Raw genomic sequence first — 26,459 nt, forward strand, 5'->3', positions numbered from 1 at the left:
ATGAAACAGCTTTTCACTTTTATCCGAAAAGAGTTTTATCACGTCTTTCGTGATTCAAAAACCATGCTGCTGCTATTCGGGATGCCTATTGCGCAAATCATTCTTTTCGGATTTGCATTGACGAACGAGATCAAAAATTCCAAAATCGTTATTTGCGATTATGCTAACGACATTGGCTCTCACCGGATTATAAATAAAATTAAAGCAAGCAAAAGCTTTGATATTGAGAGGGTTATATTGAATCACCGCCAGATCGAGAGCTCGTTTAAGGAAGGAGCAGTTAAATTGGTAATCGTCTTCCCACCTAATTTTAACGATGACTTATCAAGGCTTAATAAGGCGCAGGTGCAGATTGTTGCAGACGCGTCTGATCCAAATACAGCCAGCACATTAACGAATTACGCTACCAATATTTTGATGGATTATCAAAGGCAATTGTCGATTGGATCGTCAATGCCTCACACCATCAATACCGATGTTAGAATGATATATAATCCTGAATTGAAAGGAGTTACGAATTTTGTGCCCGGTGTAATGGCGCTCGTGCTATTGTTGGTTTGCGTTTTGATGACATCCGTTTCCATCGTGAAAGAAAAGGAAACTGGCACTATGGAAATTCTGCTGGTTTCGCCATTTAGCCCTGTGTTAGTGGTTATTGCCAAGGCGGTTCCCTACTTCTTTTTATCGCTGGTCAATCTGACAGTCATTTTGTTGTTGAGTGTAAATGTGATGGAGATGCCGCTGAATGGAAGTATCCTTTTGCTTTATCTCGAAAGCTCTCTTTTCATTTTATGCGCCCTAACGTTAGGGTTGCTGATCTCGAACTCTACGGATTCCCAACAAGCCGCCATGTTGATATCGCTGATGGGGATGTTGTTACCGACGATGATGTTTACCGGTTTCATGTTTCCAATCGAAAATATGCCGCTTCCGTTGCAGATAATTTCAAATATCGTTCCGTCCAAGTGGTATTATATTATTGTCAAGTCGATCATGATCAAGGGATTAGGTTTTTCCGCAATTTGGAAAGAAACGCTTGTGTTGGTGGGGATGACGTTGGTTTTAGCATTGATCAGTATTAAGAAATTTAAAGTCAGACTGGCATGAGGACGCTTCGATTTTTGCTGCAGAAGGAGTTCCGACAAATTTTCCGGAATACGGTCATCCTCCGGATGATCATCATTTTGCCGATCATCCAGTTGATAGTTATGCCGCTGGCAGCCGATTTTGAGATTAAGAATATCAACATATCCATCGTGGATCATGATCATTCAACCTATTCGAGGAAACTGGCGAACAAGATTCTGGCTTCGGGCTATTTTAAATTGAATGATTTTAGCGGGTCTTTCAACCAGTCTTTCAAAGAGTTTGAAACCGACAACTCAGATCTCGTACTGGAGATACCGAAGAATTTCGAAAAGGATTTGGTGCGCGAAAACAAGAGCATTCTTTTTGTAGCCGTTAACGCCATCAACGGTACTAAAGCATCGGTTGGAAGTGCATATTTAGCCAGGATCATTACTGCGTTTAATGCTGAAATTCGTCTGGACTGGGTTCAACCACAGCCGATTGGCAATATGCCTATGCTGGAAATTATTTCGTTGAACTGGTTTAATCCATATCTGAATTATCCGTTTTTTATGGTGCCCGGTATACTCGTTGTGCTGGTCACAATGGTCGGGGCGTATATGTGTGCGTTGAATATTGTGAAGGAAAAAGAGGTGGGAACAATTGAGCAGATCAATGTAACGCCTATTAAAAAATATCATTTCATTCTGGGAAAGCTGATCCCGTTTTGGGTCATCGGCGTATTCATTTTCAGCGTCGGGCTGTTTGGCGTTGCCCGAATCGTTTATGGAATCGTATCCGTCGGTTCGCTGCTCGTTTTGTATAGTTTTCTGGCAATTTACCTAGTGGCTTTGTTGGGAATCGGGTTGCTCATCTCAACCTACTCGAACACCCAACAGCAGGCCATGTCACTGGCGTTCTTTTGCATGATGATATTCCTGCTCATGAGTGGACTTTTCACTTCTGTGGACAGCATGCCGGAATGGGCCAAATGGATCGCGAAATTTAACCCTGTCACCTATTTTATCGAAGTAATGAGGATGGTGGTATTGAAAGGCAGCTCGTTCTGGGATATCAGAATTCACTATCTCTGCATGATCGGCTTTGCGATTTTCTTCAACACCTGGGCTATCCTAAATTATCGGAAGACGAGTTGAGAGCGTAAACAGATCGGTTTTCTTCTTTAGTTTCACCCAAACAAGAGAAAAGTCAAGGCTTGCCGAGGGTACGCTGGTACCGATTTCAAATCGGTACCCAATGGTTCAGCGTTTTAAACGCGAAACTTTACGCCAGCTGACTTAAATAGAAATTAATTGTTAAAAATCATTTAACCGTCAGCTTCCTCGATACCCCTTTTGAAGATACCATTTCAACTTCTTTGACAGTCGATGGAATGATTAGTCGAGATGTAGTTTGAGATAGAAACGAGGAGCCCAGGTATACCTCTTGCTTTCGGGTTTTGCCGTTTGCCAGTTTTAATAAAGCTTTTGTATCTGTTCCCATCACAGTAGAAAAGGTGCTATGCCTGTTGACTCTGTGAACTATCAAAGAGTCGCGGTTTTGGGAGGTGATTGCCAGCGTATTACCATTGGCAGTTGTTATTTCTACCATTGCTTTTGCATTTCCTGAGACTCTGAAGCCGCTCTGCCATAGTGGTTTTGCCTGAAATCCGCCTGCGCCGTTTCCCTTTAGAAATAATCCGTTTTGTGCATCGTTTCTTCCGCCCGCCACGTCCGATCCGAAGTCGTTTCCGCAGATCAACACATCCGGATTGCCATCATTGTCAAAATCGTCAACAACCATGCCGAATATAGGCCCAAACTGAGCCTCCATTGGCAATTCGCCGATCACAAATCCTGCCTTTCCCTTGTTTTCGATATAGCTTGATTTCATCCAGTTTGCGGATAATTTGATTGCGTCCTCCAGTTCTTCTGGTTTGAAAATATCGTTAATTCCAGATTTCGCATATCGCTCATATTCCTGAAAACGCTGCCTTACCTGAATGACTTGCTTACCCATTTCATCACGGGTGTTGTATGGGAATTCCTGATAGGTTTGATCCTCAGCTTTATAGTATACCATCGGGATGGCGTCAAAGTATCCGTCCTTATTGAAATCTTTGGCGTACAACGTAACAGGTTTATTTGGCCTGACTCTGAAAAGAGTGTTCGTTCCCATATTGCCGGCGATGTAGTCGGTGTCCCCATCATTGTCAAAATCGCCTGCCGTCAAACTCATCCACCATCCGGTTTTGTTGTCACCAGCGGTCTTGATTTTGCTAAACTTTCCGTTCGTATTTTTCATAAAAGTGATTGGCATCCATTCTCCCGCCAAAATCAAATCCATCCAGCCGTCGTCATCAAAATCCGACCATAGTGCATCGCAAATCAACCCAATCTGGTTAAGCTCCGGGGCAATTTTGGAGGTGATATCTGTGAAACGGACGCCACCTTTATCTGAGTCATTCCTCAATATAAAACTTGAAACTGGCTTAGGATATCCTGCCGGTTCCACACGACCTCCAATGAAGAGATCCAGATCGCCATCTCTGTCGAAATCAGTTGCTTTTACACAGGAACCACTTGAGAAAATGCCAGGTAGCGCACTACGATCTGCAGTAAAATTTCCCTTCCCGTCGTTTATATATAGCCAATCCTGCAAATCCTCTTTTGGTCCCTGCATCTCATAACTTCCCGATACCAGATAAAGGTCATTGTCGCCGTCTCCGTCCGCATCAAATAACAATGCGCCCATGTCTTCCGCCACTTTTGAAGCATTGTCTTCCACGCGAATTCTATCGGAGACTTCAAATTTCCCATCCTTTTTCTGGATCAAAAATGTCCCCTTCTGATGTACGCTTCCGCCAACGAAAACATCTTCCAGTCCGTCGCCATCAATATCTGCCACAGCCAGAGCCGGTCCATATTGGGATAATTTATGTGGCAAAAGTTTCTGAATATTAAAATCGATAAAGTCCGTCTCCTGATGTTTGAAAGGAATAATTTGAGCGATGTTTTGAAAAAGAGTGGGAGGGGCAGAGGGTTGAGGATTATCGCCCACAATGGCATTTTTTTCTGATAATGTAAGAAGTCCGACCGGGATATTTGTTAAAACCTGCCGCTTGCCACCAGGCCAAGTCACTTCTAGTTGATCAATCTTTTTAATTTTGCCTAAGCCAAAATGCACCATAGCTTCTACCGAAGACAGGTATCCGCGATACGGTGAGTTTTCAGCAATTTGAATTTCTTTTTGGTTGAAGGTTATTTTCACAATTGCCCCAAGCCCGTTGCGATTATAACGTTCGCCTTCAAACCTGATCCTTAAAGAATTTGATATATCGGGATAGAGATCCCTGGCATTATTCCTGAATACAAAAGCAGAGTCGTTAATATTATTGACCACGTAATCCAGATCACCGTCATTGTCCAAGTCGGCATAGGCAGCACCATTTGAAAAACTCGGCATATCAATACCCCAGTCGTCGGTTACATTGTCAAATGTAAGATCACCCCGATTTTTGAACGCGTAGTTTTTAATTTTTACGGAAGGTATACTGTCCCGCATATCCATTTTTGTTACTAGCCCATACACTTCATTACGATAAGCAACAAAGTCTAAATCGCTTATATCGCGGGGAAATCCGTTGGTGATGATCAGGTCGCGTAGACCGTCATTGTCAAAATCGGTGAGCATCGGTGCCCAGCTCCAGTCAGTTTCTGCTATGCCACTCAGCAAGCCGATTTCACTGAAAATCATATTCTTTTTGTCCCCCTGATTAAGCTGCAGCGTATTTCGGGCGACCTGATATTGATATCCGAACAGGTCGTTATTCTGATAGTTGATATAGCTGTTAGCCGGCGTCATCATCTTTTTTCGGTAGTTCATTTCCGGCATCATATCGACAGCCACAATGTCTGGAAGCCCGTCATTGTTGATATCGGCGACGTCATTTCCCATCGCGGAATGGGAAGTGTGCTTGAAATAGCTATCGGCCATATTCACAAAGCCCGCATGTTTTCCATCCTTGATCCCCTGATTGACGTACATCAAATCATTGGTGAGATAATCGTTGGTAATATAGATATCCTTCCAGCCGTCCTGATTAATATCGGTCACATTTACCCCGAGGCCATATCCTTCGATCAAAATACCAGCTTCGGATGAGACGTTCGTGAAAACAGGATGGTTCAGTGCATCGCTCCAATCGTTTCTGAAAAGTCTATCAGTTCGTTTAGATGAACCGTCGACTATTTTCTTGTGGAATTTATTAGGGAAATTATGATCGTCCATTTCGTTAACGAGCACGAAAAGGTCTAAATCGCCGTCATTATCGTAATCGAAAAATGCCGAGTTGGTACTGTGTGTTGTATCCGATACCCCATATTCTTTTGCCATTTCCTTGAAAACAGGAACCTTATCTTTATCAATTCCCTGGTTTATAAATAGCATATTTTCGCGCTCTTTCGCCTCCTTTCGAACGCTGGCACAAACATATATATCCAGCAAACCATCGTTGTTAATATCGACTACCGAAACACCCGTTGACCATTTGTTTTCTGCTCCAACCCCTGCTTTTTTAGTAACATCTTCAAATTTGAAATCGCCTTTATTAAGGTATAATTTATTGGCAACAGAGTTTCCTGTGAAGTAAACATCCTGCAGGCTGTCATTATTGAAATCGCCCATTGCCACGCCTCCGCCATTATATACATATTCAAAGGCAAGGATGTTCATGGTGTCGTTTTCAGCGATCCGGTTAGAGAAGGTGATTCCCGTTTCCTCCGTTTCCAGCCCGGTGAATTGTTTTTTCTCTTTGGAACAGGAGGCTAAAAGAATGGCAGAAGCGATTACCGAGCAAAAATATTTAAAATACATGGAGCGATTAATGTTGAATTAAGAGCTGGAACGATACCCGTTAAAAAATACAAAGAGATGGAAAATACCACCTCTTTGTATCAAACTAAAGATTTAGAATAGGTTAATAACCAGGATTTTGTTTTAATATGTCTTTACCAATCAAGTCAATTTGAGACTGTGGAATTGGTAGCAGTTCATTTTTACCACCTGTAAATTTAGCTCCACCCAGTGCTCCGCTAAGTTTTTTGCTCTCGTAAGTCAAATAAGAGTTGACTGCGGAGTCCGCTATACCCCATCTTACAAGATCATAAAACCGGTGTCCTTCGCCTGAAAGTTCGAGTTTTCTCTCAAAACGCACGGCTGCGGTTGCTGCATCCTTACTTGTCCAGGCGTCTTTGTAGATATCGATCACATATTTGGCTGCGAGTGTTCCGTCCGCACGTTTAACAAAACTTGCTGGATTGGCAGCCCGGGCACGAACCAGGTTTACATACGACCGTGCTTTTTCCAAAGATCCACCTCCTTCAATTTCCGCTTCCGCAGCCATCAATAAAATGTCAGCAAAACGGATAATAGTAAAGTTGATAGCGGTATATCCCGGAGTCCAAGAACTGTTATCTTGCAGTGAGCCCACATCCGACTTATAGTACGCATATTTTTTAGGAGAATAAGGTCCCGCATTTGACTGGTTACGAATCCAGTCATTTCCCGGGTGATCTATCCAATCAAGAAATGGAATTCCTCTTCTTCCAAGCGAATGATCAAGGCGCGGATCCAGCGTTCCTGCGTCAGGAGTGAAGGCATCGGCAGATTTCAGCCCCATGTCAGTCTTAACCTCGTTTCCTGCATTGTTGTAGCTTCCATCCAATAACGGCAATCCAGCAGCCGTTGTTCTGAACGAGTTTGCAAGTTCAAAACTTGGAGCAAAGAAACCGCAGCAGTTGCCAGGACCATTCGGGCCGGTGTTGTAAGGCCAGTTCAAGTCAAATTCCGGGTTTGCATTATTCACACTTCCGGTATTAGCCGCGGCCTGGAAAGCGAAAATCGATTCGGAACTGTTATCATTGCTTGCACGGAAAACATCCTGGAACTTGTCGTCCAAACCATATTTTTTACCGCTGCTGGTTTGTCCGTTGGCAATGATCAGATCAAAAAGTGGTTTTGCATCTGTGAATTTCTTCTCGTACATATACACCTTTGCCAGGTAAGACGCTGCAGCCCATTTGTTGACGCGTCCTACAGCCGATTGAGTTTCCGGAAGATTGTCATAGGCATATTTCAAGTCTGCTTCGATCAATGGATAAAGATCCTTGTCGTTAGCAACCTTTTCGATACCCGTCCCATAATCAACTGTCTCGTCTACGTATGGCGTATTTCCATATGCTCTCTTCAGAGCAAAGTAATAATGTCCACGCAACATACGCGCCTGAGCAGCGATCGCAGTTTTTCCTTCTTCCGTCAAATCGGTAGTTTCGCCCAGCAATTTCAAAGTCAAATTTGCCCTTGCTACACCTTCATACAAACCTTTCCACTGATCTTCAACTACATCCACACTTGGCTGATACTCAAACCGTTGTATCTGGTTTATCGAACTGTAGTCACCGGGATCCGTTCCTTTGTTGGCATCACCACCGCGAATACTTCCCCAAACCCAGTTGCTTGGGCTGGCCATACGAAGGCCCCGACCATTTAGCTGGGCATACACCGATATCAACACACTTTCGACTCCCTTAGCCGTAGCCAACTGGGTTTCGTCCAGTTGGCCGGTTGCAGGAACCTCTAAAAAGCTTTCTTTGCAAGAATATCCAAGGACCATTGTCAACATAAGCGCCCCGATCAATCCTTTTTTACCAATTTTTTTCATATGATATTTTCTTTTAATCCTGTCAAATCTGTAAACCAATTAAACCGCAAGTTCTTAAAACCCTAGGTTTAGCCCGAACGTCCAACTTTTTGTGATTGGATAGTTACCAACGTCGATACCAAAGTTTGTATCAGCGTTTCCGCCCACACCAGGATCAAGACCTTGATACTTCGTGATTGTGAACAAGTTATTTGTTGAAGCGAAGACACGAACCTTTGTCATTCTTACCTTGGCAAGCAAATGTGAAGGAAGCGTGTATCCAAGCGTTATGTTCTGCATTCTCACATAGTTACCATTTTCGATATAGAAAGAGTTCGATTGCGTATTTGTGCTAAAATTCGAAGCTGGTTCAAAAATTGGAATGGTGGTATTGGTACGTGTAGGCAACCAGGAATCTTTAACTCTGTCACTAACGGCTGCTCCCGTAAATGAAGGATAAAAGTCGGTGAACCATTTAGATACGTTGAAGATTTTGTTACCCATAGAAGCATATACATAGGTGGCTAGGTCAAAACCTTTGTAGGTCAACTTGATGTTAAGACCGGCAGTGAATTTTGGAACCGGACTACCTAAAAATGTACGGTCGGCGTCCGTGATCTTTCCATCCTTGTCGATGTCTTCGTAACGGAAACGACCTGGCCCAGCTCCATCCTGAGTAGGAGCAGACTTAACCTCTTCGATGTTTTGGAACAAACCTTGTACTTTGTACCCGTAGAAGGACGAGAGCGAATACCCCAATTGATTACGAACTGGTTTGATCCCTCTAAAATCAGGATTTACTGTTGTCAGATATTGCTGATCACCTACGATGGAAACGATTTTGTTGCTCAAAACACCCGCCGTAGCATTCAATTCATAACCAAGTCCGTTGGTAATGTTACCACGGTTAATGAGTTGAATATCAATACCTTTATTAGACATTTTTCCAACGTTGACAGATGGTACCGAAGCATTGTAACCAGCTGTTTCAGTAACAGGGACAGGAGTTAACAAATCTTTGGTATCCTTTTGCCAAAAGTCCAGGATGATATCCAATTTTCCTTTGAAAAACGTCCCGTCGATACCAAGGTTTTTGGTAATACTTGTTTCCCATTTGGCGTTGATGTTGCCAATACGAGTACGATAATTACCCGCCACCGCGCTAGAGTTTGTTCCATTGATGTCATAAGAAGAAAGATCAAGACTGGAGCCGTAAAGACTATACTGGTTGTTCGGATCCACATTATTGGAGTTACCCATTAATCCGTAACCACCTCTGATCTTAAGATCTGTAATCCACGCAATGTCCTTCATAAATCCTTCAGATGAAAGTCTCCAAGCTGCGGAGAATGCCGGGAAAACTCCATATCTGTTGTTAGAACCAAATCTGGATGAACCATCACGACGAATTACTCCAGTTACGATATACTTGTCATCCCAGGAATAATTCAAGCGCCCGAAGAGTGAGTAAAAGTTAACACCGCTATAAAAGTAGCTGTCAACTTTCTTGGAACTCACATTGGTCATATTAATATAGTTGTAGTCAGTCGAGAAAGGGTTTAAACCCGATGAGGATTGATTTTTTCCATAGCCAGTGTTCAGCGCTTCCTGCCCTAACAGCACATCAAAGTTGCTTTTTCCTATTGATTTTTTGTAGGCAAGCGTATTTGTCAATGTCCAGCTAAGCCGTAATGACGAACCTTCGTTATATCCGTATGCAGAGTTGTTTTCGGAGTTTTCATATTGTAGTCTGCTAAATCCACGGTTAGAGGAAGTGACAAATTGTGCTCCAATGCTAGAGCGGAATGTCAATCCCTGGATAATATCCCACTCTCCGTAAAGATTACCAAAACCCTGACCTGCAAATGCTTTATTATTGATCAAACCATCACGTGACGCCACCGGGTTTCTTGGGTTGTTGAAACCTTTTGCTGCGGTACCTGCGTATCCCCCAAATTCATCATATACAGGAATAATAGGGGGCATACGGAAAGCTGAAAGAACGTCATTTTCGTCCGCGGCTACTCCCTGTCCACCGGTTCCACCACTTATTCCGAGGATCTGAAGGTAGGTGAACTGTGCATTTTGTCCGATTCTGATGTTCTTGGTTACGTCAAATTCGGAATTAGCACGGAAGGCGTATCTTTTGAAGCTATTGTTTTCAAGAATACCTTTTTGATCCTGAGCGCTTACTCCAACATAAAAACGGCTAGCTTCACCACCACCTGAAAATCCAAGTGAATGGCGCTGCATCGGAGCAGCACGTGTAATCGCGTCATACCAGTTTGTGCCAGCTTTGTTGGCTGCAACCACTTGATAGATAGGTCCTTTTGTAGGGTCGATGTTGTATTTGGCCTTCGCCGCTACTAAATCTACTGTACCAATAACCCCGGTAGCACCGCCGACATTGATGTAGTCTGGCAAACGAGGGGTGTCACCAGATCCGTATTGACCGCTTGCCACGTTCGAAAAGTCAGGCTTCACTTCCGGATCTCCTGGTTTTCTGATCAGATTGGCCTGATATGCGCCATTTCTAACCGCTTGCCATGTCCAGTCCGCTTGCTCCTGAGGATTAAGAATTGTTTGACCTTTTCCAGGATCTGTAACTCCAAAAAGTCCATCATAAGAAACGCTCAATTTCTTAGCCTTCTTAGACCCCTTTTTTGTAGTATAAACGATAACTCCATTGGCCGCACGAGCTCCATATATAGAAGCTGCGGCAGCATCTTTCAAAACCGTTGTCGACTCAATGTCGTCAGGGTTCAGGAAGTCGGTAGATCCCGTTGGGACTCCATCTACAATGTACAAAGGCTCATTTCCGCCAAATGCACCAAAACCTCTAACGCGGATCTGGCTGGTTGTACCCGGCTGTCCGTTGGTAATAACCGTCACACCCGCAACTTTACCTTGAAGCTGTTGTTCAACGTTGCCTGAAGGAGCAGTCGTCAAGTCCTTGGATTTAACCGTAGATACTGCACCTGTCGTCTCCCTTCGGCTGTCGACTGTGTAACCCGTTACAATCACTTCCTCAAGAGCGGATATATCATCTTCCATCTTGATTTCGATCGAGGTTTGGCTTCCGATGGTCATTTCGACAGGCTTGTACCCTACGAAACTGATAACCAAAACATCCTTGGGTGATCTTGTTTGAATTGTGAAACGGCCATCGGCGTCGGTGTTACTGCCAATTGGCGTGCCCTTAATCAGGACCGTCGCTCCTGGGATTCCTGTTCCGGAAACATCAATGACACGACCGGTCACTTTTGTGTCCTGCGCTTTTACACATGTAAATACGACACTTAATGCCGCAAACACGAAAAGTGCCAGCTTTTTTCTGATAAAACTTCTTCTCATAGGTATAAGTTAGATTTGTTGTACTGGCCATAAAAGTATAATTTTTTGCTTGAATTATATAAAAATGACACAGAATTACATAAATAAAATAATTTAAAATTTAAATTAACCGATAATCAGATAAAGTTGTATCGTGGCGCAAGCTAGGTTTCTACATAAAACTCCTATCCCTCTTATCTATATACGTTATAACTATTTGTTGCTTAAAAATGTGCTTAATCGATTGATTCGTTTAAAACGCACATTGCATTTTTGGTTTGAATACTTTGCAAGTCTATCGGAGCAATGGAGAAGTTTGCAAAAAAGGAGCAGCAAAAAGAAGACTCTATATGGCTGCCGCGGCTGAAAAAATCTCCATAAAACAGAAAAGACCGCTCCCGATCCGAGCGGTCTTCTCTGTTTTATGGAGCAGTATATGGGCCTTATCTAACAGGATTTCTTCAAATCGACATTCGTTTCCACCATCTAGGTGTTCAATACGCTTGCTTTCTCAAGTACTTTCTCGAGGTCAATACCTTTACCCAGAACAGGTTTAAAAATATCTCCTTCTTTTTCCAACCTATCCATGGCGTTAAATATGGTAAAGTCTTTCAACTGGAGACCCGGTTTTACTTCCTCCCAATGCAGCGGCATCGACACCGTGGCTCCGGGTTTGGGCCGGACACAATAGGGAGCTGCGAGTGTAGCCTGGGGCCGGTTTTGAAGAAAATCGATATATAGTTTTCCCTTCCGTTTTTTAGTCAGCCTTTCAATACTGGTGAATTTTGGGAGTTGCTCATGCGCCTGAACAGCAATCCATTGCGCAAGGATTTGGCATTGATCATATGAATATCTGGCTTCGAGCGGAATATAGATATGCATACCCGTAGAGCCGGAAGTTTTACAATAACCTGGAATATCCAGGGAGTCAAGAAGTGACTTGATAACCAATGCTGTTTCAATTACCTGTTCAAATGTGTTTTTTGTATCAGGATCAAGATCAAGCAGGCACCAATCTGGATTATCTTCGGTAGCGACACGGCTGTTCCACGGGTTCATATCAATACACCCCAAATTGGCCATATATAGTAAGCTGGCCTTGTCGCTGGCGACCATATAGTTTTTTTGCTGGTCTTCCTCCTCCTTACTTCTATATTCAAAAGTCTCAATCCAGTCTGGCACTTTGCCGGTCACATCTTTTTGGTAAAAACTCATTCCTTTTATACCGTTAGGGAAACGGTTTAACGACATCGGCCGGTCCTTCAGGTAGGGTAGGATGAAGGTGCTCACCTGATCATAATAGTTGATCAGATCACGTTTCGCTATCTTTTCATCTGGCCAGTATAGTTTATCAAGATTGGTGAAACTCAGTTCGTGACCGTTAATGGTCTTGACAGCATCATTTTCAGATTCAGCCAGAAGTGATTTTTTCGATGTCGTTTTCATGCCTTTCGGATCGTTTTGATTTGAATCAGTATCCACTAAATCTTCTGAGGGCAGTTTGCTTTCAATGGTAACTTCGCTTGCTTTTTTATCTTCCCTCATACCCACAAAAACCGGGTGCCGAAAAGTACCGTTCTCGGTGATCTCCGTGAAATTGATCTCACATATCAGGTTCGGTTTTAGCCATATTACTTCGGTGGTAAGTTGGGCAGGTTTGAACCTTGTCGGCTTATTCACGTCGGTATCGGGTGGAAAAGGACTTTTCTCGGTGATGTAGGGCTTAAAAAGCTTTAGTAATTCTCTCTGCTGCTGGTCTTTAAAACCTGTTCCGACTTTTCCGGCAAAATGTAAAACGCCATCGCGATATACCCCTAAAATCAATGAACTAAAAGGTTTGGGAGTATCCTCAATCCGGGTATATCCTGCAACGACCACTTCCTGTCTATTTTTGGTTTTAATCTTCAGCCAATTCCGGGAGCGGTCACCCACGAGATACGGCGCGTCCGCTTTTTTTGCAATGATGCCTTCCAAACCCATTTCTCTGGCTGTCTCGAAAAACTCGATACCTCTTTCTAAAACACTAAAGCCAGTTCTGATATGAGGTATATCGTCATTCAAAAGCGTTTTCAGAATAGCACTCCTGGCGGTTTGCGGTTGAGATGTCAGATCATGCCCATCAAGCCATAGGATATCAAAAACATAGTAGACAAGTTCCCCGTCTTTTTCGCTTTTCCAATTTTGAAGCGCGTTAAAATCGGGGAGGCCTTTTTCATTAACCACTACCACCTCACCGTCAACAACAGCGTGAATATCCCATTCCTTCAATGCATTATATATAGGAAAGAATTTTTCCTCGTAAGGTTTCTGATTTCTGGATTTCAGTTCAACATTTTCTCCGTCCATGAAAGCCAGCGCCCGATATCCGTCCCATTTAATTTCATAAACCCATTCGGGGTCATCAAATGGTTCGTCCACCAGAGTTGCGAGCATCGGCATCAAGTCAGTTTTGAATTTGGCTTTGGGTGCATTTTTGACGATGTGCTTTAAATCAGTGTCGTCTGCGGGAAGCTTGTCGGCAGATTCTTCCTCAATCGCTTTTTTTACCGCTTTTTTCGAGACAGGCTTCTTGTCCTTGCCTTCGGGTTTTTTGCTTTTGTCTGACTCATATATATGATCTTTCGACTTGGCAATCTGGGCGATATCCTTTTTCGAGACTACCGACTTGTCTTTTAAAAGTATATCATCTTGCGAGGCATATTTGTCTTCTATTTTCATCAGTAGCCAGGTGTTTTCTTCTTTGCCGTGCATTTTGGCTAATGAAAAAACGCCTTTCAACTTCTTGCCTTTAAGGACAAATTTGAGCCGGCCAGCGTGAAGTTGTTGAAGCAATTCCTTTTCGTTGCTGGATTTATCTGATTCATTTTCCGCCGGTTCGTAGGTGCCTTCGTCCCAAACCATCACGGTTCCTCCGCCGTATTCTCCCTTTGGAATGATGCCTTCAAAAGTCCGGTAATCGTATGGATGATCTTCCACCATAATGGCGAGCCGTTTAGTTTCAGGATTCAGGGACGGGCCTTTCGGAACCGCCCAGCTTTTCAGAACTCCTTCCATCTCAAGCCTGAAATCATAATGCAAATGAGACGCGTCGTGTTTCTGTACCACAAATCGTAGTTTGCCAGCCTCAGGATCACCGGCTTTTGGCTCAGGCGTCTTATCGAACGACCGCTTTTTATGATAGGTTTCCAGACTCATGATCAATTGATTATATGGTTCAATATCAATATGATATAAACTCTATGCCATATCCGGGTTTGAGCTGATTTCTGGGGCTGATCATTGTGTTTCTCAGGTTGTAGATGATACTGGCTTTTGACCAAGGTGAGGAGATACTTCCGCAATTGCATTCCTGTTTTAAGTCCTGATTTAAGCTGAATGTTTGTAAGCCTTTAATTATGAGTATAAGTCTGTTACAAGCAGGAAAAAAAATTACTAATTCTTGCCTGGTATTGATTTGGTATGAGAATTTTCCATTCACAGAAAAATTCTAAATGCCGCACAACATGTCGCAAACCATAGCCGCCACGCTGCCAGCAGGATTACCCGTAGTCTCTGTCAGGCAGATGAAAAAATTTGAAAAAGATCCGAAGCAAACTGCCGCCGCAGCGGGACTAAATTATGTAAGTGGATCAAATACAGTAGGGTATTTCCGTAAAGGAAAAAGCCCCAGATTTTACTACGTTGACCAGAATGGAGTGAAGTGCGCCGACAAAGCGATGGTCTCGAAGATAAAATCGCTCGTGATTCCTCCGGCCTGGAAAAATGTATGGATAAGTAAAGATCCGGATGCGCACTTATTAGTCACGGGAATTGATGAAGCTGGCCGGAAACAATATCGGTATCATCCATTCTGGAATTTGATTCGTAATCAGGCGAAATTTTATCGTTTACTTATGTTTTCAGAAGCATTACCTCAACTACGCGAACAGGTGGATAGCGATTTGAGGAAACAGGACTTTACGATGGATAAGGCTATGGCGGTGATTATCAAGTTGATGGACAAGACTTCCATCAGAGTTGGTAACCTTCAGTATAAATTGAAATATGGTTCGACGGGTATTACTACTTTGGATTCGAGGAATGTGACTGTCAAAGGGAAGACCGTTCAATTTGTGTTTAAAGGCAAGAAAGGGGTGAAGCAGGATATTACGATTCGGGATGAATCGTTGGCGCGACAGATTAAGAAATTCAAGGAACTTCCCGGGAAAAGGCTGTTTCAATATATAAAGGAGGATGGACAGCGAAGCGCGTTGTCAGCCAGTGATATCAATAACTATATCAAAAAACACACTTGTGGAAACTTCTCGGCTAAAGATTTCAGAACTTGGGTCGGTACGGTGGTCGCCTTCCAATACCTGAGTGAGAAACCCGAGTTCAAAACCAAAACGGAGTTTACCAGAACCGTGAATACCTGTTTGGATGCAGTCGCGGCTAGGCTTGGAAATACGCGGACGGTTTGCAGGAATTATTATGTACACCCCGCAGTTTTGCGTTGTTATGAAACCAGTAAAATGCGAAAGATCGCGAGCGCTGAAGTGGCGGAAATGAAGTATCTATCAGAAAGTGAACAGCGGTTGAAAGCGTTATTGTCCCGTTCATCTGTTGCCTGAAGGGCTAAACCGGCATGGGATTTGATGATTGTGAATTGGAGAATTACAAAACACGAAAGCTATGCGCGCAATATGGACAGGGGCCATCGGATTCGGACTGGTGAATATCCCCATCAAACTTTTTAGTGCTGTACAGGACAGTGAACTGGATCTGGATATGCTGGACAAGCATGATAATGCCAATATCAAATTTCAGCGCGTCAATGCCGATACGGGTAAAGAGGTGAAATGGGATGATATAGTTCGTGGATACAAAATCGAAGATAAATATGTGGTGCTGGACGAAAAAGATTTCGAAAAGGCGAGTCCCGAGAAAACGAAATTGATAGAAATTCTCGAGTTCATTCAGGAAGATGAAGTGGATAGCATGTATTATGAAATGCCTTACTATATCCAACCTGAAAAATCGGGCGTAAAACCATATGCGTTGCTGAGAGATGCGTTGAAAAAAACGGGTAAAGCAGGGTTAGGATCATATGTACTTCGAAATCGGGAAAGCCTGGTTTTGGTAAAGCCAATTGGTAATATGCTTGTTTTGAATAAGATACGATATCAAGAGGAGATACGAGACACCGACGAACTTGTCATTCCAGATGTGAAAATCAAACCGGCCGAAATGGATATGGCGATCGAACTGATCAGCCAGCTTTCCACTGATTTTGATATAGCTCGTTACAAGGATAGTTACAAAGACGAGCTGCTGAAACTCATCATGGCCAAAGCCAAAGGCAAAAAAATGACTGCTTCCGCTCCTAAAAAGACTTCCTCTGCAAGTAGTGATTTACTGGGGCAATTAAGGGCTAGTCTGGAATCTTCCAAGAGGAAGGCTTCGTGATGTAATCAAGCGCAGTCTTCTAAGCTGCAGGTTTGTATAGTCAATTTTAGATGTTGAACAGTGTTTCCAAAGAGAAATTGATTCTCACTGTCAGCATCTCAATGAGTTCCTCATTCATAAACTCGTATTCATCAGCGATATCCATTATTTCAATAGATGGGAGATCAAGGTGACTATATGTGTCTCGTTAAATAGTGGGAAATGTCGGTGAGAATCTTATATATTGGATGCCCAACCGCCTTTTTATGTACTTCGATATCCATACGCACCATTTCGGGATTGTTCAGAATGTTACAGCCATTGAAAATGTCTCAAAGGATTTTGCCGCAATTGAAAAAGGTAGAAGAGTATCCGCGGGGCTTCATCCATGGTATGTAAGTTCTCAAAGTTGGCAGAACGATTTTGCGGCGCTAATGAAAGCTGCAGGCAGAGAAGAAATTATCGCTATCGGTGAGTGTGGCCTGGATCGTATTTGTAACACTGATTTTGCTCTTCAGCTCATGGTGTTTGAAAACCAAATTCAGTTGGCGGAGCAGTTGCGAAAACCTCTTGTTATCCACTGTGTTAAAGCTTTTTCCGAGTGTTTATACATGTTGCGAAATGTGACAGTACCTGTAATTTTTCATGGCATCAACAACAAACTTTCGACAATAAGGCCGGTGATGGAAAGGAATTATTATTTGTCCTTCGGGAAAGCCATGTTGAGTTCGAATGAAGCCATTCGGGATGCCTTTAGGGAGGCGCGCTTGCATCAGGTTTTCTTGGAAACGGATGATACAGGTTCAGACATAATGGAAATCTATAAAATGGCGGCTCATATTAAGAATATTGATGAAAAAGAGATTGTTTTGCAGCTGGAAAGGAATTTTTTAACTGTTTTTGGTAAATAATGGAGGATTTTGGCTGGCTCTCCAGAACTGAATTGTTGGTTGGTAGAGAAAAACTGGTTCGGTTGAGTAAAGCGCATGTATTGGTAGTCGGACTAGGTGGAGTGGGTTCATTCGCAGCGGAATTTGTTTGCCGCGGCGGCGTGGGCAAGATGACCATTGTGGATGGAGACGTAGTGGATCCGAGCAATCGGAATCGGCAGTTACCGGCACTATCGACCAATCACGGGCAAAGCAAGGCCGATATTATGGCCGAGCGATTGAAGGCCATTAACCCCGAATTGACCCTTCACGTGATCAAAACTTTTGTCAATCCGGAAGCTGTTGCAGATATCCTTTCCGCTGCCAACTACGACTATATAGTAGATGCAATCGACAGTGTCACTCCAAAAATTACGTTTTTGAAAGAGGCATATCGCCTTAATTTAAAGATCGTCAGCTCTATGGGAGCGGGTGGTCGAATGGATCCAACTGCATTACGCGTGGTTGATATCTCCAAAACCCATCATTGTTTTTTTGCACAACAGGTCCGGAAAAATCTGAAAAAGGAAGGGATATATAAAGGCATCAAAGCCGTATTTTCCACTGAAGAACAAGATAAAAATTCGCTCATGTTGACAGACGGAAGCAACTTCAAGAAGTCGGCATATGGCACCATGTCTTATTTGCCAGCCACTTTCGGTGCTACTTGCGCATCAGTAGTGCTCAGAGATTTGATGGATGCCGAGATTCAGGAAGGGTAAGTTTGTTTCGTATGTTCAACAGAGTTGATAATTATTTCTGCCAGAACATCGGTGTTGATATCTTCCAGCTTTTTGACATAAATACAGGCTTTGCTGGTTTTAAATTTCCCCAATTTAGCCAGCAATGCATCTCTCCCCTCAAAAACGGAGTCAAGGTATAAGGTGATGGCATTGGCACGAGACGACAACCCTGTCAGTGGCGCATCCCCTTCATGTCCGCTTTGGTACTTATAATGATAGCTGCCAAATCCAATAATGGCAGGGCCCCACATTTTTGCGGGAAGGCCTGTTTTTTCAGTGAAAATTGTAATGAGCTTTTCGCAATCATGTCTTCTTTTCTCATCTGAAATTGCATTCAGATAGTCACCCACGTTACTTTCAGTTTCAAAGGTTTTATTTTCAGCCATTTTGGGTGTTGATTAGGTGAAGATAATAGTTAAATAATATAGCTTTCTTCGAACTATTGCAGCTCTCCAAATGAAATTCTGTGACCGTCAATTGTTTGCAGGCCGAATTCGCGCATGCCCCAGGGTTTATCTTCGATTTCACTAACTATATCGAGCTCTTTTGACCGATACTCTTCGTATAAAATATCAATGTTGTCCACCTCGAAATATGCAAAGTAGGAGTGGCATCCGGTTTCAAACGCGGATACATCATCGGGACATTCACCCAACATAATTTTGATTTTGTCTCGTATTAAAAAGTGCCAGGAGTCATCACCCCAAAGTGTTCGGAATCCGAGTTTTGTCTTATAATACTCAACAGATTTTTCCAGGTTCTTGACGGCCAGAACGTAGCGACCTGCTGTAATATGGGCTTTCATTTACTTTTTTTTATCTAATCTATTCGTTTCCGGAGTATGCCAAGTTAAGCACTTTTCGGTAAATCGCGATCATTGGAATTATGTCAGATATGATTTTAGAATGTAAAAAAATATCTTTGATATTGTCCGGATATCAGCCCCGCCAGTGTCTTTGAACATATACTTAATTCTTACTGTAAATATAAAAAATATGGAAAGGGAGTTAAAAGTAAATGAACCGTTTGACACATCGCAGCGCCGGGTAATTTCCGACGAAGAATGGATGAAGGAGCATAAAGAGCATGTGAAACTCGAAAAGGAATTCACTAAGTTATATGACAAGCTGGTATCACGCCGGAAGAACCTGTCGTGGAGGAAAATTGAAAAGGAATATGTGTTCGATGGACCTGAAGGGCCAGTGAATTTGGCAGATCTTTTTGAGGGACGAAAACAACTGATAGTTCAGCATTTTATGTTTGCTCCGGATGATAATGAAGGGTGTGTAGGTTGCTCATTTACGGCCGATCATGTGGATAGCGCAAGAATGCATTTCGAAAATAATGACGTTTCTTTTGTGGCCATTGCCCGCGCTCCGATTGATAAATTGCTGGCATATAAAAAACGGATGGATTGGAGTTTTAATTGGGTCTCGTCATTTCACAACGATTTTAATTTTGACTTTCACGTCTCATTTACTGAAGACGAAATTCGGAAAGGCGAGGGTTTTTACGGGTTTGATATGGCTAAGATAAATGGCCCGGAAGCACCCGGGACCAGCGTTTTTTACAAAGATGAGAACGGCGATGTTTTCCAAACTTATTCAAGTTTCGCGCGGGGTGGGGAGTTGATGATCAACACGTTTAACTATTTGGATATTACTCCAAAAGGAAGAAACGAGATTGGGCAAAATGGAAATTTAACGGATTGGGTTCGCCACCATGACAAATACCAGCACGGTGGGTTTGTTGATAATACAGGGAAATACCACGGGGAAAACGAGTCGCACGATTGCTGCTCCAACGTCTCCGATATCATCTCTATGGTCGAGGCGAAACCGTAATATAAGAGGACTGGCACAAGGTGGATTAGATCCATCAGATTGTGATGAAGAAATTAAAAATTAGTACTTTAGGTTTAGTTCTCTTGCAGTTTCGTGACAGAGCTGAATTAACTTATTAGCTATTTCTGGGGAATAAATAAGGCCAAAGCTCTGAACGATTGGTGTATCGGACGAGTTTCGCCTTGTTTATTTAAGTGACAGTGTGGTGTAACGGTGAAACAGGGTTCCAATTGTTTAAAGTTTCGGGGAAGTGCTTCTCCTGCAAAACAGACTTTCGACAGATGTCTGTAAGCCGTCAAAGTAAACGGAATCTTAAATAGGAGGGGTACTGAAGTTTTTGAAAATTTTTTTCAATCGAAAGATTGCTAATTTAATGTTGATGAAGAGCTATCAAAATTGAAGTTTTTGTAACCAAAGGTTGATATATTCTGAATACAAGCGCAAAGGTAAAGCAACCGTATTTAATAAAACGGTAACATTTGTTACATTTTTTGATGTGACCTGGGCTTCATGCCTAAATTATCGGAAGAACTTAAAGTTTAGTCTTTGAAAAGTGGGGTGAAATCGTGATTTAAGATCACAATTGCCGGTCCATTTCCTGATTTACCCTGACTGTTTCGCCCATTCTCGTGGAATGTGTACCTGTAACAAAAAAGAATGTGTAAAATAAAAGTTCTAAAAGTGCTTTTTAAGTCTGCTTAAATGTACCCGTGAAATTCCAAGATAGGATGCTATCATATGCTGTGGCACCCGGCTATGAATCCCCGGAATAGCTACATTGAGTTCTTTATATCGTTCTTCCAAAGTGTGGCGATATTGCGAATTGTGCTTTCGGATGAAAAGTATGAATTGGGATTCTGCAAGCAAACGGCCTAGTTTATTGCCATCCCTTACCTCATTGTGTATCGATTCGATCGCTTTTCTATCTAGAATCACTACGGAGCTATCTTCAATTGCCTGTATGGTGAAAAGAGAGGGCGTATTTAAAAGATAGCTGCTGTAATCGATTACGAAAGTGTTTTCAGGCGTGAAATAAGTAGTGATTTCCTCGCCCTTTTCATTCATGACAAAATTTCGTAGTAATCCGTCGGTGACGAAATAGCATTCGTTACAAAAGTCGCCCTCCTGGAGCAGAATCTCGCGTTTTTTAAACAAACGGACGTCTATAACCGAATTGATAAATTCGAGTTCGTTGGCTGAGAGTGAAATAATTTTTAGCAAAAATTCATTAAATGTATTCAGAGGCATGAAATTCGGATAATGACAAAAATTGTTTCCGGCACAAAAATACCTTCGTGGCAAAGAATTACCTGCTGGTTTAATTTTTCAAAACTACCGTTGTTCTGTAAAGATATCAATAGAATGGCACTCGGAATTGAGGCTTCCCCGACAGTAATGCAGATTCTACTGATAATCGTTTGATTTTCAATCTTTAATTTTTAGAACTCTGAGTTAAGAAAGGCTTGAAAAGGCGGAATTGCTCAGAAGGAAGAGTACAGATTTCAGGCGGGGATTGGAAATTTCCCGATGCGACGTAGTTTTGTATCCCAACCTCAATTTGTTATAGAATGTCCGAAATCTTCAGAAAAAGAAAGTACTTTTTGATTTTACTCCTTCTGGTTACGACTCTTTTTGTCAAGGCTCAAAATTCAGGAAGTGAAGCTCAATTCCTTATTTATAACGCTCAAATTATCGATGTTTTTACCGGAAAAATTAAAAAGCAAAAGGCCGTCCTGATTGAAAATCAAAAGATTAAAACCCTCGGGGATTTTAAAGTTTTAGCCAAGTCTGCTCCAAAGGCAAGTCAGATTGATGCAAACAACAAATTTTTGATCCCCGGTATATGGGATATGCATATTCATCTGGAGGGTCAGGATCTGGTAGAAGATAACAAGGCTTTGTTGCCATTATTTTTTACATTCGGAATCACCACCGTTCGTGACTGCGCCAGTGATTTGGGTGAGCAGGTTTTGGCCTGGCGGAATGATATAAACGCAGGCAGATTATTAGGCCCTTCAATCTTTACAGCCGGACTTAAGCTTGAGGGAATCAATTCGATCTGGAAAGGAGATCTGGAGATTGCCAATGAACAAGAGCTGAATCAGATGCTGAATAAGCTGGACAACTGGAAAGTCGATTTTGTAAAAATAACGGAAAACACACTGAAAGGCCCGTTGTTCCTAAAAAGCATTCAGGCTGCTCACAAACGAGGGTATCTGGTGTCGGGTCATGTACCGATTGAATTGACAATTGAAGAAATGGTGGATGCAGGCTTTTCTAGTGTTGAGCATTCAAGTTACCTGCACAGATTAGGTTCTGACGAGAAGCAAATCGTCGCCGATTTGAAAGCAGGAAAAATTACCAGTGCAGAGGCCGGAAAAATATATCAAAGCACTTTTGATCAGGAGCGTGCTAATGAAAATTACGTCGCCATGGGTAAAAAAGGCCTTGCAGTTACACCAACTCTTATCGGTGGAAAACAGTTGTCATTTCTGGATGAAAACAATCATATGCAGGACAGCATGATGGTGAACTATCTGACCAAGGCATATACGGATAATTATCAGTGGAGAATTGGTCGGATGGCAAATGATACGCCGGAACAAAAAGCTGAACGTAAGAAAAGATATGAATTTGGGGCGAGCCAGGTTCCGTACATGCAGAAAGCGGGGATTACAATTTTGGCAGGAAGCGATGCGGCCGCACTGAATACCTTCGTATATCCCGGCGAGTCACTGATTGACGAGCTTGGACTTTTCCAAAAAGCAGGAATGAAACCATTGGATATTCTACAGGCAGCGACGATCAGTGGGGCACGGTTTATGAAAAAGATTGATACGATGGGCTCGGTTGATGAGGGCAAAATGGCTGATCTGGTTTTGTTGGATCAAAACCCCCTAGGGGACATAAATGCCGTTCGGAAAGTTAACGCCGTATTTACGAAAGGTCGCTATTTTGACAGAAAAGCTTTGAACCAGATATTGACCGAGGTAAAGGCGACCAAAATTCGTTTGGATCAGGAAAGAGCTAAATGATATTGCTATCTAATGAATATGTCCCGTCAAGTGCAGCTTTACGGGACTTATTTATTATATGCTGATTAAATACCGGAAATGAGAATTATTCTTTCAAAAACTCGTCAACGAGGTAGGCAGTAATTTCGGGCTGCTTGCTGCCTTCCTTCGCAGTACAAACCTCGCCAATCATCACACCATGTATTCCGGGCAATATCACCAGTTCAGCGCCAGGGATCATTTTAGTCATTCTAATGGAATGTTCTGGTGTGACAACGTCCTTGTCTCCCACCATAATAAGGGCTTTTGCTTTGATATTCGTCAAGTCGCTATCGGGGAAATCAGGGAAATTGATCATTCTGTACGCGTCTTTCGTGAACATATTGAGCAATCCTGCTTCACTTGGCGTGACTTTCAGAAAATCAGCTTTGAGCGGTGCGGGCATGTTATCGAGCGTCGCGCCCGCCATTCCTTCAAAAAAACCAGGTATAAATCCTTCACGCTGATATGCGCCGGCAGCTACGATAATTCTGTTGACTAACTCAGGATGTCTTCTCGCAATCTGGAGGGTTGTAGTTCCTCCATTACTGAATCCAAAAAAATTGGCCTTTTCGACTTCTAAATATTTCAACAGCGAGGCTGCATCATCCGCATCCTGTTCAAAAGTTTCCGGTGCATCGCGGTCGCTGGTTCGTCCATGCGCCTGCAGTTCGATTGCAATTACTTTCCTGTTTCTAGCAAATAAGGGCAATATATTCCCGAAACTCGACTCAATAGTGGACCCGCCGCCATGTAGCAACACCAACGGCATATCGCCCTCGCCATGGATTTCATAGTACATTTTCAGACCGTTGACTGGCGCGTAGCCGGAAGTTTTTAAAATTGTCATCTTTTTGGATTGCTGAGCGTATGAAGATATAAAAGTGGTGCAAAAAGCGAGGTTGAATATAAGCAGCCTGGTCGGGATTAGCCATCGATTGAATATCATGATCTTATAAGGATTTGTGCTCTTCCAGATATACGCTCAATTTTTCGATATTTTGTTGTAGACCAGCGTCGGCTTTGAAAACCTTAACGACCTTTATAAAATCTTCGGCAGAATCAAAAAGCATATGCCATTTGAGGAATGTCACCTCGCCCAAGCTTTCAAATTCCACTGTCGTAATGAAGTGTGGGTGAGATATATGCTCGTACACAATCTTTCTGAACGGTACGATTTCTATGAAAATGCTCTTGTTGGGATAATTTGCTCCATCTGGCCCGTGCATTACCAGGTGCCATTCGCCGCCCTCAGTTACATCCATTTTGGATATAGTATTCGTAAAACCATCAGGTCCCCACCAGTTGGCAATGTGATCGGGATTCGTCCAAACCTCCCAAACCAACGCCACTGGTGCATTCAATTTGCGGGTAAGGAGCAGTTCCCGGTCTGCCCAGTCCGGATTTTGTGTGCTATTTTTTTGACTCTCCATATCTTTCTTTTTTTAGTTTTTCCAAATAGATTTCCAAAGCGTCAAGTTTACTTTCCCAATGTTGTCTATACTGATCGACCCAGCCCGACACTTCTGCAAGCTGATCCAATTGCGCTTCACAGATTCGGTCTCGACCACTTTGCCGGATGATGATGAGGCCACAATCATTCAGAATCTTGACATGAAGCGATATCGCTTGCCTGCTTACGTCAAATTTTTCAGCAATCGAGTTCACATTTTGTGGCTGAATTGCAATCATATTTATGATCTCCCGTCGGGTCGGGTCTGCTATGGCCTGATATACATCGCGTCGTGTTTTCATAATATGCAAGTAAGTGCTTGCGAATATAAATGCAAGTATTTGCTTGCGCAATTTTTTGATGGAAAATTATTGAAGAAATTGGAAATGAATGGGGTAGGAGATCAATACTAGCATATTTTGAAATTTTGGTCGTTATTCGAGATTTTGCTAATAATTGGAATATGGTTGAAGGCAGATATGATTCAACCCAAAATCCGGCAATTCTTTTGCCGAATTTTGGGTTGATCATACTTATCAAATTGCGATAATATTAAATACAGGAAGCTTGGATTAATTACTTCTCAAACTTCACGACAAACTCCTTCACGAATTCTTCCAATTTGATTTTTCCGGTAACGGGCGAACCTGTTTTCACGAAATCTGCAGCTATGATTCCAGTCCGGAAGCCTGCTCCCATTTCGTTGTATAATCTTGCGATTTCTTCGGGTAATCCGGCGCCAAGCATACCCTGCAACGATTGTTCATCTGTGAATTCAACCCATGGGAGTTCAGGTTTGCCTATCGCTGAGCCAATGATGCCGGCCACTTCCTTAGCTGAACGGACATCACTAACGATATACCTTACATTTTTGCCTTCCGAAGGTTTTTGCAACTCTTCCGCGATGGCTGCTGCTATATCTTTTGGATGAACCCAAGGGATAAGAACGTCGCCAGGATAGTTGGCGCCAATGATATTCAGTCCCTTAATGACAGGGATGTCGTTGAACAGATTGATATAGAAATATCCAGCACGAACATAAGTGATGGTAACGCCTTCTATCTGATTGTAAATCTGTTCGATATTGTGGATACCCGCGATTGGCCCATTACCTGTCGGCAAGTCTGCACCAATACTACTCAACGCTACGACGCGCTTGATATTAGCATCTTTGATGGCTTTGGCGAAGGCTCCCCCCGCAGCGGTCGTGTTGCCGATTACATTACTTCCGCCCAAATTGGGTGGAGTCATAGTATAGATGGCGTCAGCTCCGGTAAATGCGTCTGTTAGAAAAACGGCGTCGCTAACCGAACCGATCGTGGCGGTAGCTCCTAATGCTTCGATATCTGATTTTCTCTCTGAGTGGCTGCTGATTACCGTTACCTGATGACCTGCTGCTACGAGTATTTCGGCCAACGGTTTGCTAATGTTTCCCAAAGACCCTGCAATTGTTATTTTCATCTTGTTTGTTTTTTAATTGATGGGACAAAGCTATATTTGTACTTACTTTTATACAAGTACTTACCCTAAAGTATGTATCATGGCAGCCATCAAACAGAGTTCAACTATCCAGGACAATAAACGTTACGCATTGGAACAATGCCCGGTGACGTATACCATGGAGAAAATAGGAGGGTATTGGAAGCCCATCATTCTATATCATTTATCGACCGGAGATAAAAGATATAGTGAACTGAGACGCTGCATTCCGGCCATAACAGAGAAGATGCTGATTCAACATTTGAAACAGCTTGAGAATGATAAGCTTATAGTCCGTGAATCAAAGCCCGTGGTTCCACCTTTTGTGACATATCGGTTGAGTGCTTCCGGACAGGGCTTGCAGCCTATTATTAACGCAATGGCCCAATGGGCCTTTGTGGATATGGCAGGATCTTTTGGAGAGGAGTAAAGG

20 protein-coding genes are annotated in these 26,459 nt (G+C 42.7%); 9 read left to right on the forward strand and 11 right to left on the reverse strand.

Features of this window, described 5'->3' with window-relative positions:
- Entirely contained in the window at nt 1-1,107 is a 1,107-nt protein-coding gene (locus AC1XUD_RS25640; protein ID WP_483363904.1) for an ABC transporter permease, read from the forward strand.
- Nucleotides 1,104-2,225, forward strand: coding sequence for an ABC transporter permease (locus AC1XUD_RS25645; protein WP_483363905.1), 1,122 nt, complete (start codon nt 1,104-1,106; stop codon nt 2,223-2,225). The genes AC1XUD_RS25640 and AC1XUD_RS25645 overlap by 4 nt, the downstream gene beginning before the upstream one ends.
- Nucleotides 2,226-2,391: 166 nt before the next feature.
- Here the strand turns inward: AC1XUD_RS25645 and AC1XUD_RS25650 are convergent, their stop codons facing one another.
- From AC1XUD_RS25650 to ligD, 4 genes are all read right to left on the reverse strand, one after another.
- Nucleotides 2,392-5,943, reverse strand: coding sequence for a VCBS repeat-containing protein (locus AC1XUD_RS25650; RefSeq protein ID WP_483363906.1), 3,552 nt, complete (start codon nt 5,941-5,943; stop codon nt 2,392-2,394).
- A gap of 103 nt (nt 5,944-6,046) precedes the next feature.
- Nucleotides 6,047-7,789 carry a RagB/SusD family nutrient uptake outer membrane protein gene (locus AC1XUD_RS25655; RefSeq protein ID WP_483363907.1) on the reverse strand — a complete coding sequence of 581 codons (1,743 nt, stop codon included), beginning with the start codon at nt 7,787-7,789 and terminating at the stop codon, nt 6,047-6,049.
- Nucleotides 7,790-7,843: 54 nt separating this feature from the next.
- Nucleotides 7,844-11,122, reverse strand: a complete 3,279-nt coding sequence (locus AC1XUD_RS25660; RefSeq protein ID WP_483363908.1) for a SusC/RagA family TonB-linked outer membrane protein — start codon at nt 11,120-11,122, stop codon at nt 7,844-7,846.
- 465 nt (nt 11,123-11,587) lie between these two features.
- A complete protein-coding gene (ligD, locus tag AC1XUD_RS25665; protein ID WP_483363909.1) occupies nt 11,588-14,296 on the reverse strand; it encodes a DNA ligase D in 2,709 nt (902 codons plus the stop codon).
- A gap of 308 nt (nt 14,297-14,604) precedes the next feature.
- Here ligD and AC1XUD_RS25670 point away from each other — a divergent pair, with 308 nt between their 5' ends.
- The 4 genes from AC1XUD_RS25670 to AC1XUD_RS25685 all read left to right on the forward strand — a co-directional run bounded on the left by AC1XUD_RS25670 (nt 14,605) and on the right by AC1XUD_RS25685 (nt 18,176).
- Nucleotides 14,605-15,711 carry a DNA topoisomerase IB gene (locus AC1XUD_RS25670; protein ID WP_483363910.1) on the forward strand — a complete coding sequence of 369 codons (1,107 nt, stop codon included), beginning with the start codon at nt 14,605-14,607 and terminating at the stop codon, nt 15,709-15,711.
- 61 nt (nt 15,712-15,772) lie between these two features.
- Nucleotides 15,773-16,546 carry a non-homologous end joining protein Ku gene (gene ku, locus AC1XUD_RS25675; protein WP_483363911.1) on the forward strand — a complete coding sequence of 258 codons (774 nt, stop codon included), beginning with the start codon at nt 15,773-15,775 and terminating at the stop codon, nt 16,544-16,546.
- Nucleotides 16,547-16,791: 245 nt separating this feature from the next.
- Entirely contained in the window at nt 16,792-17,436 is a 645-nt protein-coding gene (locus AC1XUD_RS25680) for a TatD family hydrolase (protein ID WP_483363912.1), read from the forward strand.
- Nucleotides 17,436-18,176 carry a tRNA threonylcarbamoyladenosine dehydratase gene (locus AC1XUD_RS25685; RefSeq protein WP_483363913.1) on the forward strand — a complete coding sequence of 247 codons (741 nt, stop codon included), beginning with the start codon at nt 17,436-17,438 and terminating at the stop codon, nt 18,174-18,176. Before AC1XUD_RS25680 ends, AC1XUD_RS25685 begins: the two co-directional genes overlap by 1 nt.
- On the opposite strand, the gene AC1XUD_RS25690 is transcribed toward AC1XUD_RS25685, so the two are convergent.
- Nucleotides 18,164-18,583 (reverse strand): DUF1801 domain-containing protein, encoded by a 420-nt coding sequence (locus tag AC1XUD_RS25690; RefSeq protein WP_483363914.1) that lies wholly within the window; start codon nt 18,581-18,583, stop codon nt 18,164-18,166. The two genes, AC1XUD_RS25685 and AC1XUD_RS25690, sit on opposite strands and share 13 nt — an antisense overlap.
- A 53-nt stretch (nt 18,584-18,636) precedes the next feature.
- A complete protein-coding gene (locus AC1XUD_RS25695) occupies nt 18,637-19,002 on the reverse strand; it encodes a VOC family protein (RefSeq protein ID WP_483363915.1) in 366 nt (121 codons plus the stop codon).
- Nucleotides 19,003-19,192: 190 nt separating this feature from the next.
- On the opposite strand from AC1XUD_RS25695, the gene AC1XUD_RS25700 reads away from it, so the two are divergent.
- Nucleotides 19,193-20,041 carry a DUF899 domain-containing protein gene (locus AC1XUD_RS25700; RefSeq protein WP_483363916.1) on the forward strand — a complete coding sequence of 283 codons (849 nt, stop codon included), beginning with the start codon at nt 19,193-19,195 and terminating at the stop codon, nt 20,039-20,041.
- A 675-nt stretch (nt 20,042-20,716) separates the two neighbouring features.
- On the opposite strand, the gene AC1XUD_RS25705 is transcribed toward AC1XUD_RS25700, so the two are convergent.
- Nucleotides 20,717-21,289, reverse strand: coding sequence for a Crp/Fnr family transcriptional regulator (locus tag AC1XUD_RS25705; RefSeq protein WP_483363917.1), 573 nt, complete (start codon nt 21,287-21,289; stop codon nt 20,717-20,719).
- A gap of 320 nt (nt 21,290-21,609) precedes the next feature.
- Between AC1XUD_RS25705 and AC1XUD_RS25710 the strand changes: the two genes are divergently transcribed.
- A complete protein-coding gene (locus AC1XUD_RS25710) occupies nt 21,610-23,076 on the forward strand; it encodes an amidohydrolase family protein (protein ID WP_483363918.1) in 1,467 nt (488 codons plus the stop codon).
- Between the two features lie 85 nt (nt 23,077-23,161).
- On the opposite strand, the gene AC1XUD_RS25715 is transcribed toward AC1XUD_RS25710, so the two are convergent.
- The 4 genes from AC1XUD_RS25715 to AC1XUD_RS25730 form a co-directional block, all read right to left on the reverse strand.
- Nucleotides 23,162-23,944 (reverse strand): alpha/beta fold hydrolase, encoded by a 783-nt coding sequence (locus tag AC1XUD_RS25715; RefSeq protein ID WP_483363919.1) that lies wholly within the window; start codon nt 23,942-23,944, stop codon nt 23,162-23,164.
- A 103-nt stretch (nt 23,945-24,047) separates the two neighbouring features.
- Nucleotides 24,048-24,527: an SRPBCC family protein gene (locus AC1XUD_RS25720; RefSeq protein ID WP_483363920.1), complete on the reverse strand. Its 480-nt coding sequence runs from the start codon at nt 24,525-24,527 to the stop codon at nt 24,048-24,050.
- Complete coding sequence (locus AC1XUD_RS25725) at nt 24,508-24,849, reverse strand: ArsR/SmtB family transcription factor (RefSeq protein ID WP_483363921.1); 342 nt, start codon at nt 24,847-24,849, stop codon at nt 24,508-24,510. Before AC1XUD_RS25725 ends, AC1XUD_RS25720 begins: the two co-directional genes overlap by 20 nt.
- Nucleotides 24,850-25,123: 274 nt before the next feature.
- Nucleotides 25,124-26,008: an NmrA family NAD(P)-binding protein gene (locus AC1XUD_RS25730; RefSeq protein ID WP_483363922.1), complete on the reverse strand. Its 885-nt coding sequence runs from the start codon at nt 26,006-26,008 to the stop codon at nt 25,124-25,126.
- A gap of 79 nt (nt 26,009-26,087) precedes the next feature.
- Between AC1XUD_RS25730 and AC1XUD_RS25735 the strand changes: the two genes are divergently transcribed.
- Nucleotides 26,088-26,456, forward strand: a complete 369-nt coding sequence (locus AC1XUD_RS25735; RefSeq protein WP_483363923.1) for a winged helix-turn-helix transcriptional regulator — start codon at nt 26,088-26,090, stop codon at nt 26,454-26,456.
- The last annotated feature ends 3 nt before the right edge of the window (nt 26,457-26,459 follow it).

The sequence above is a fragment of the Dyadobacter sp. HNCC25DJ184 genome (assembly GCF_056895215.1).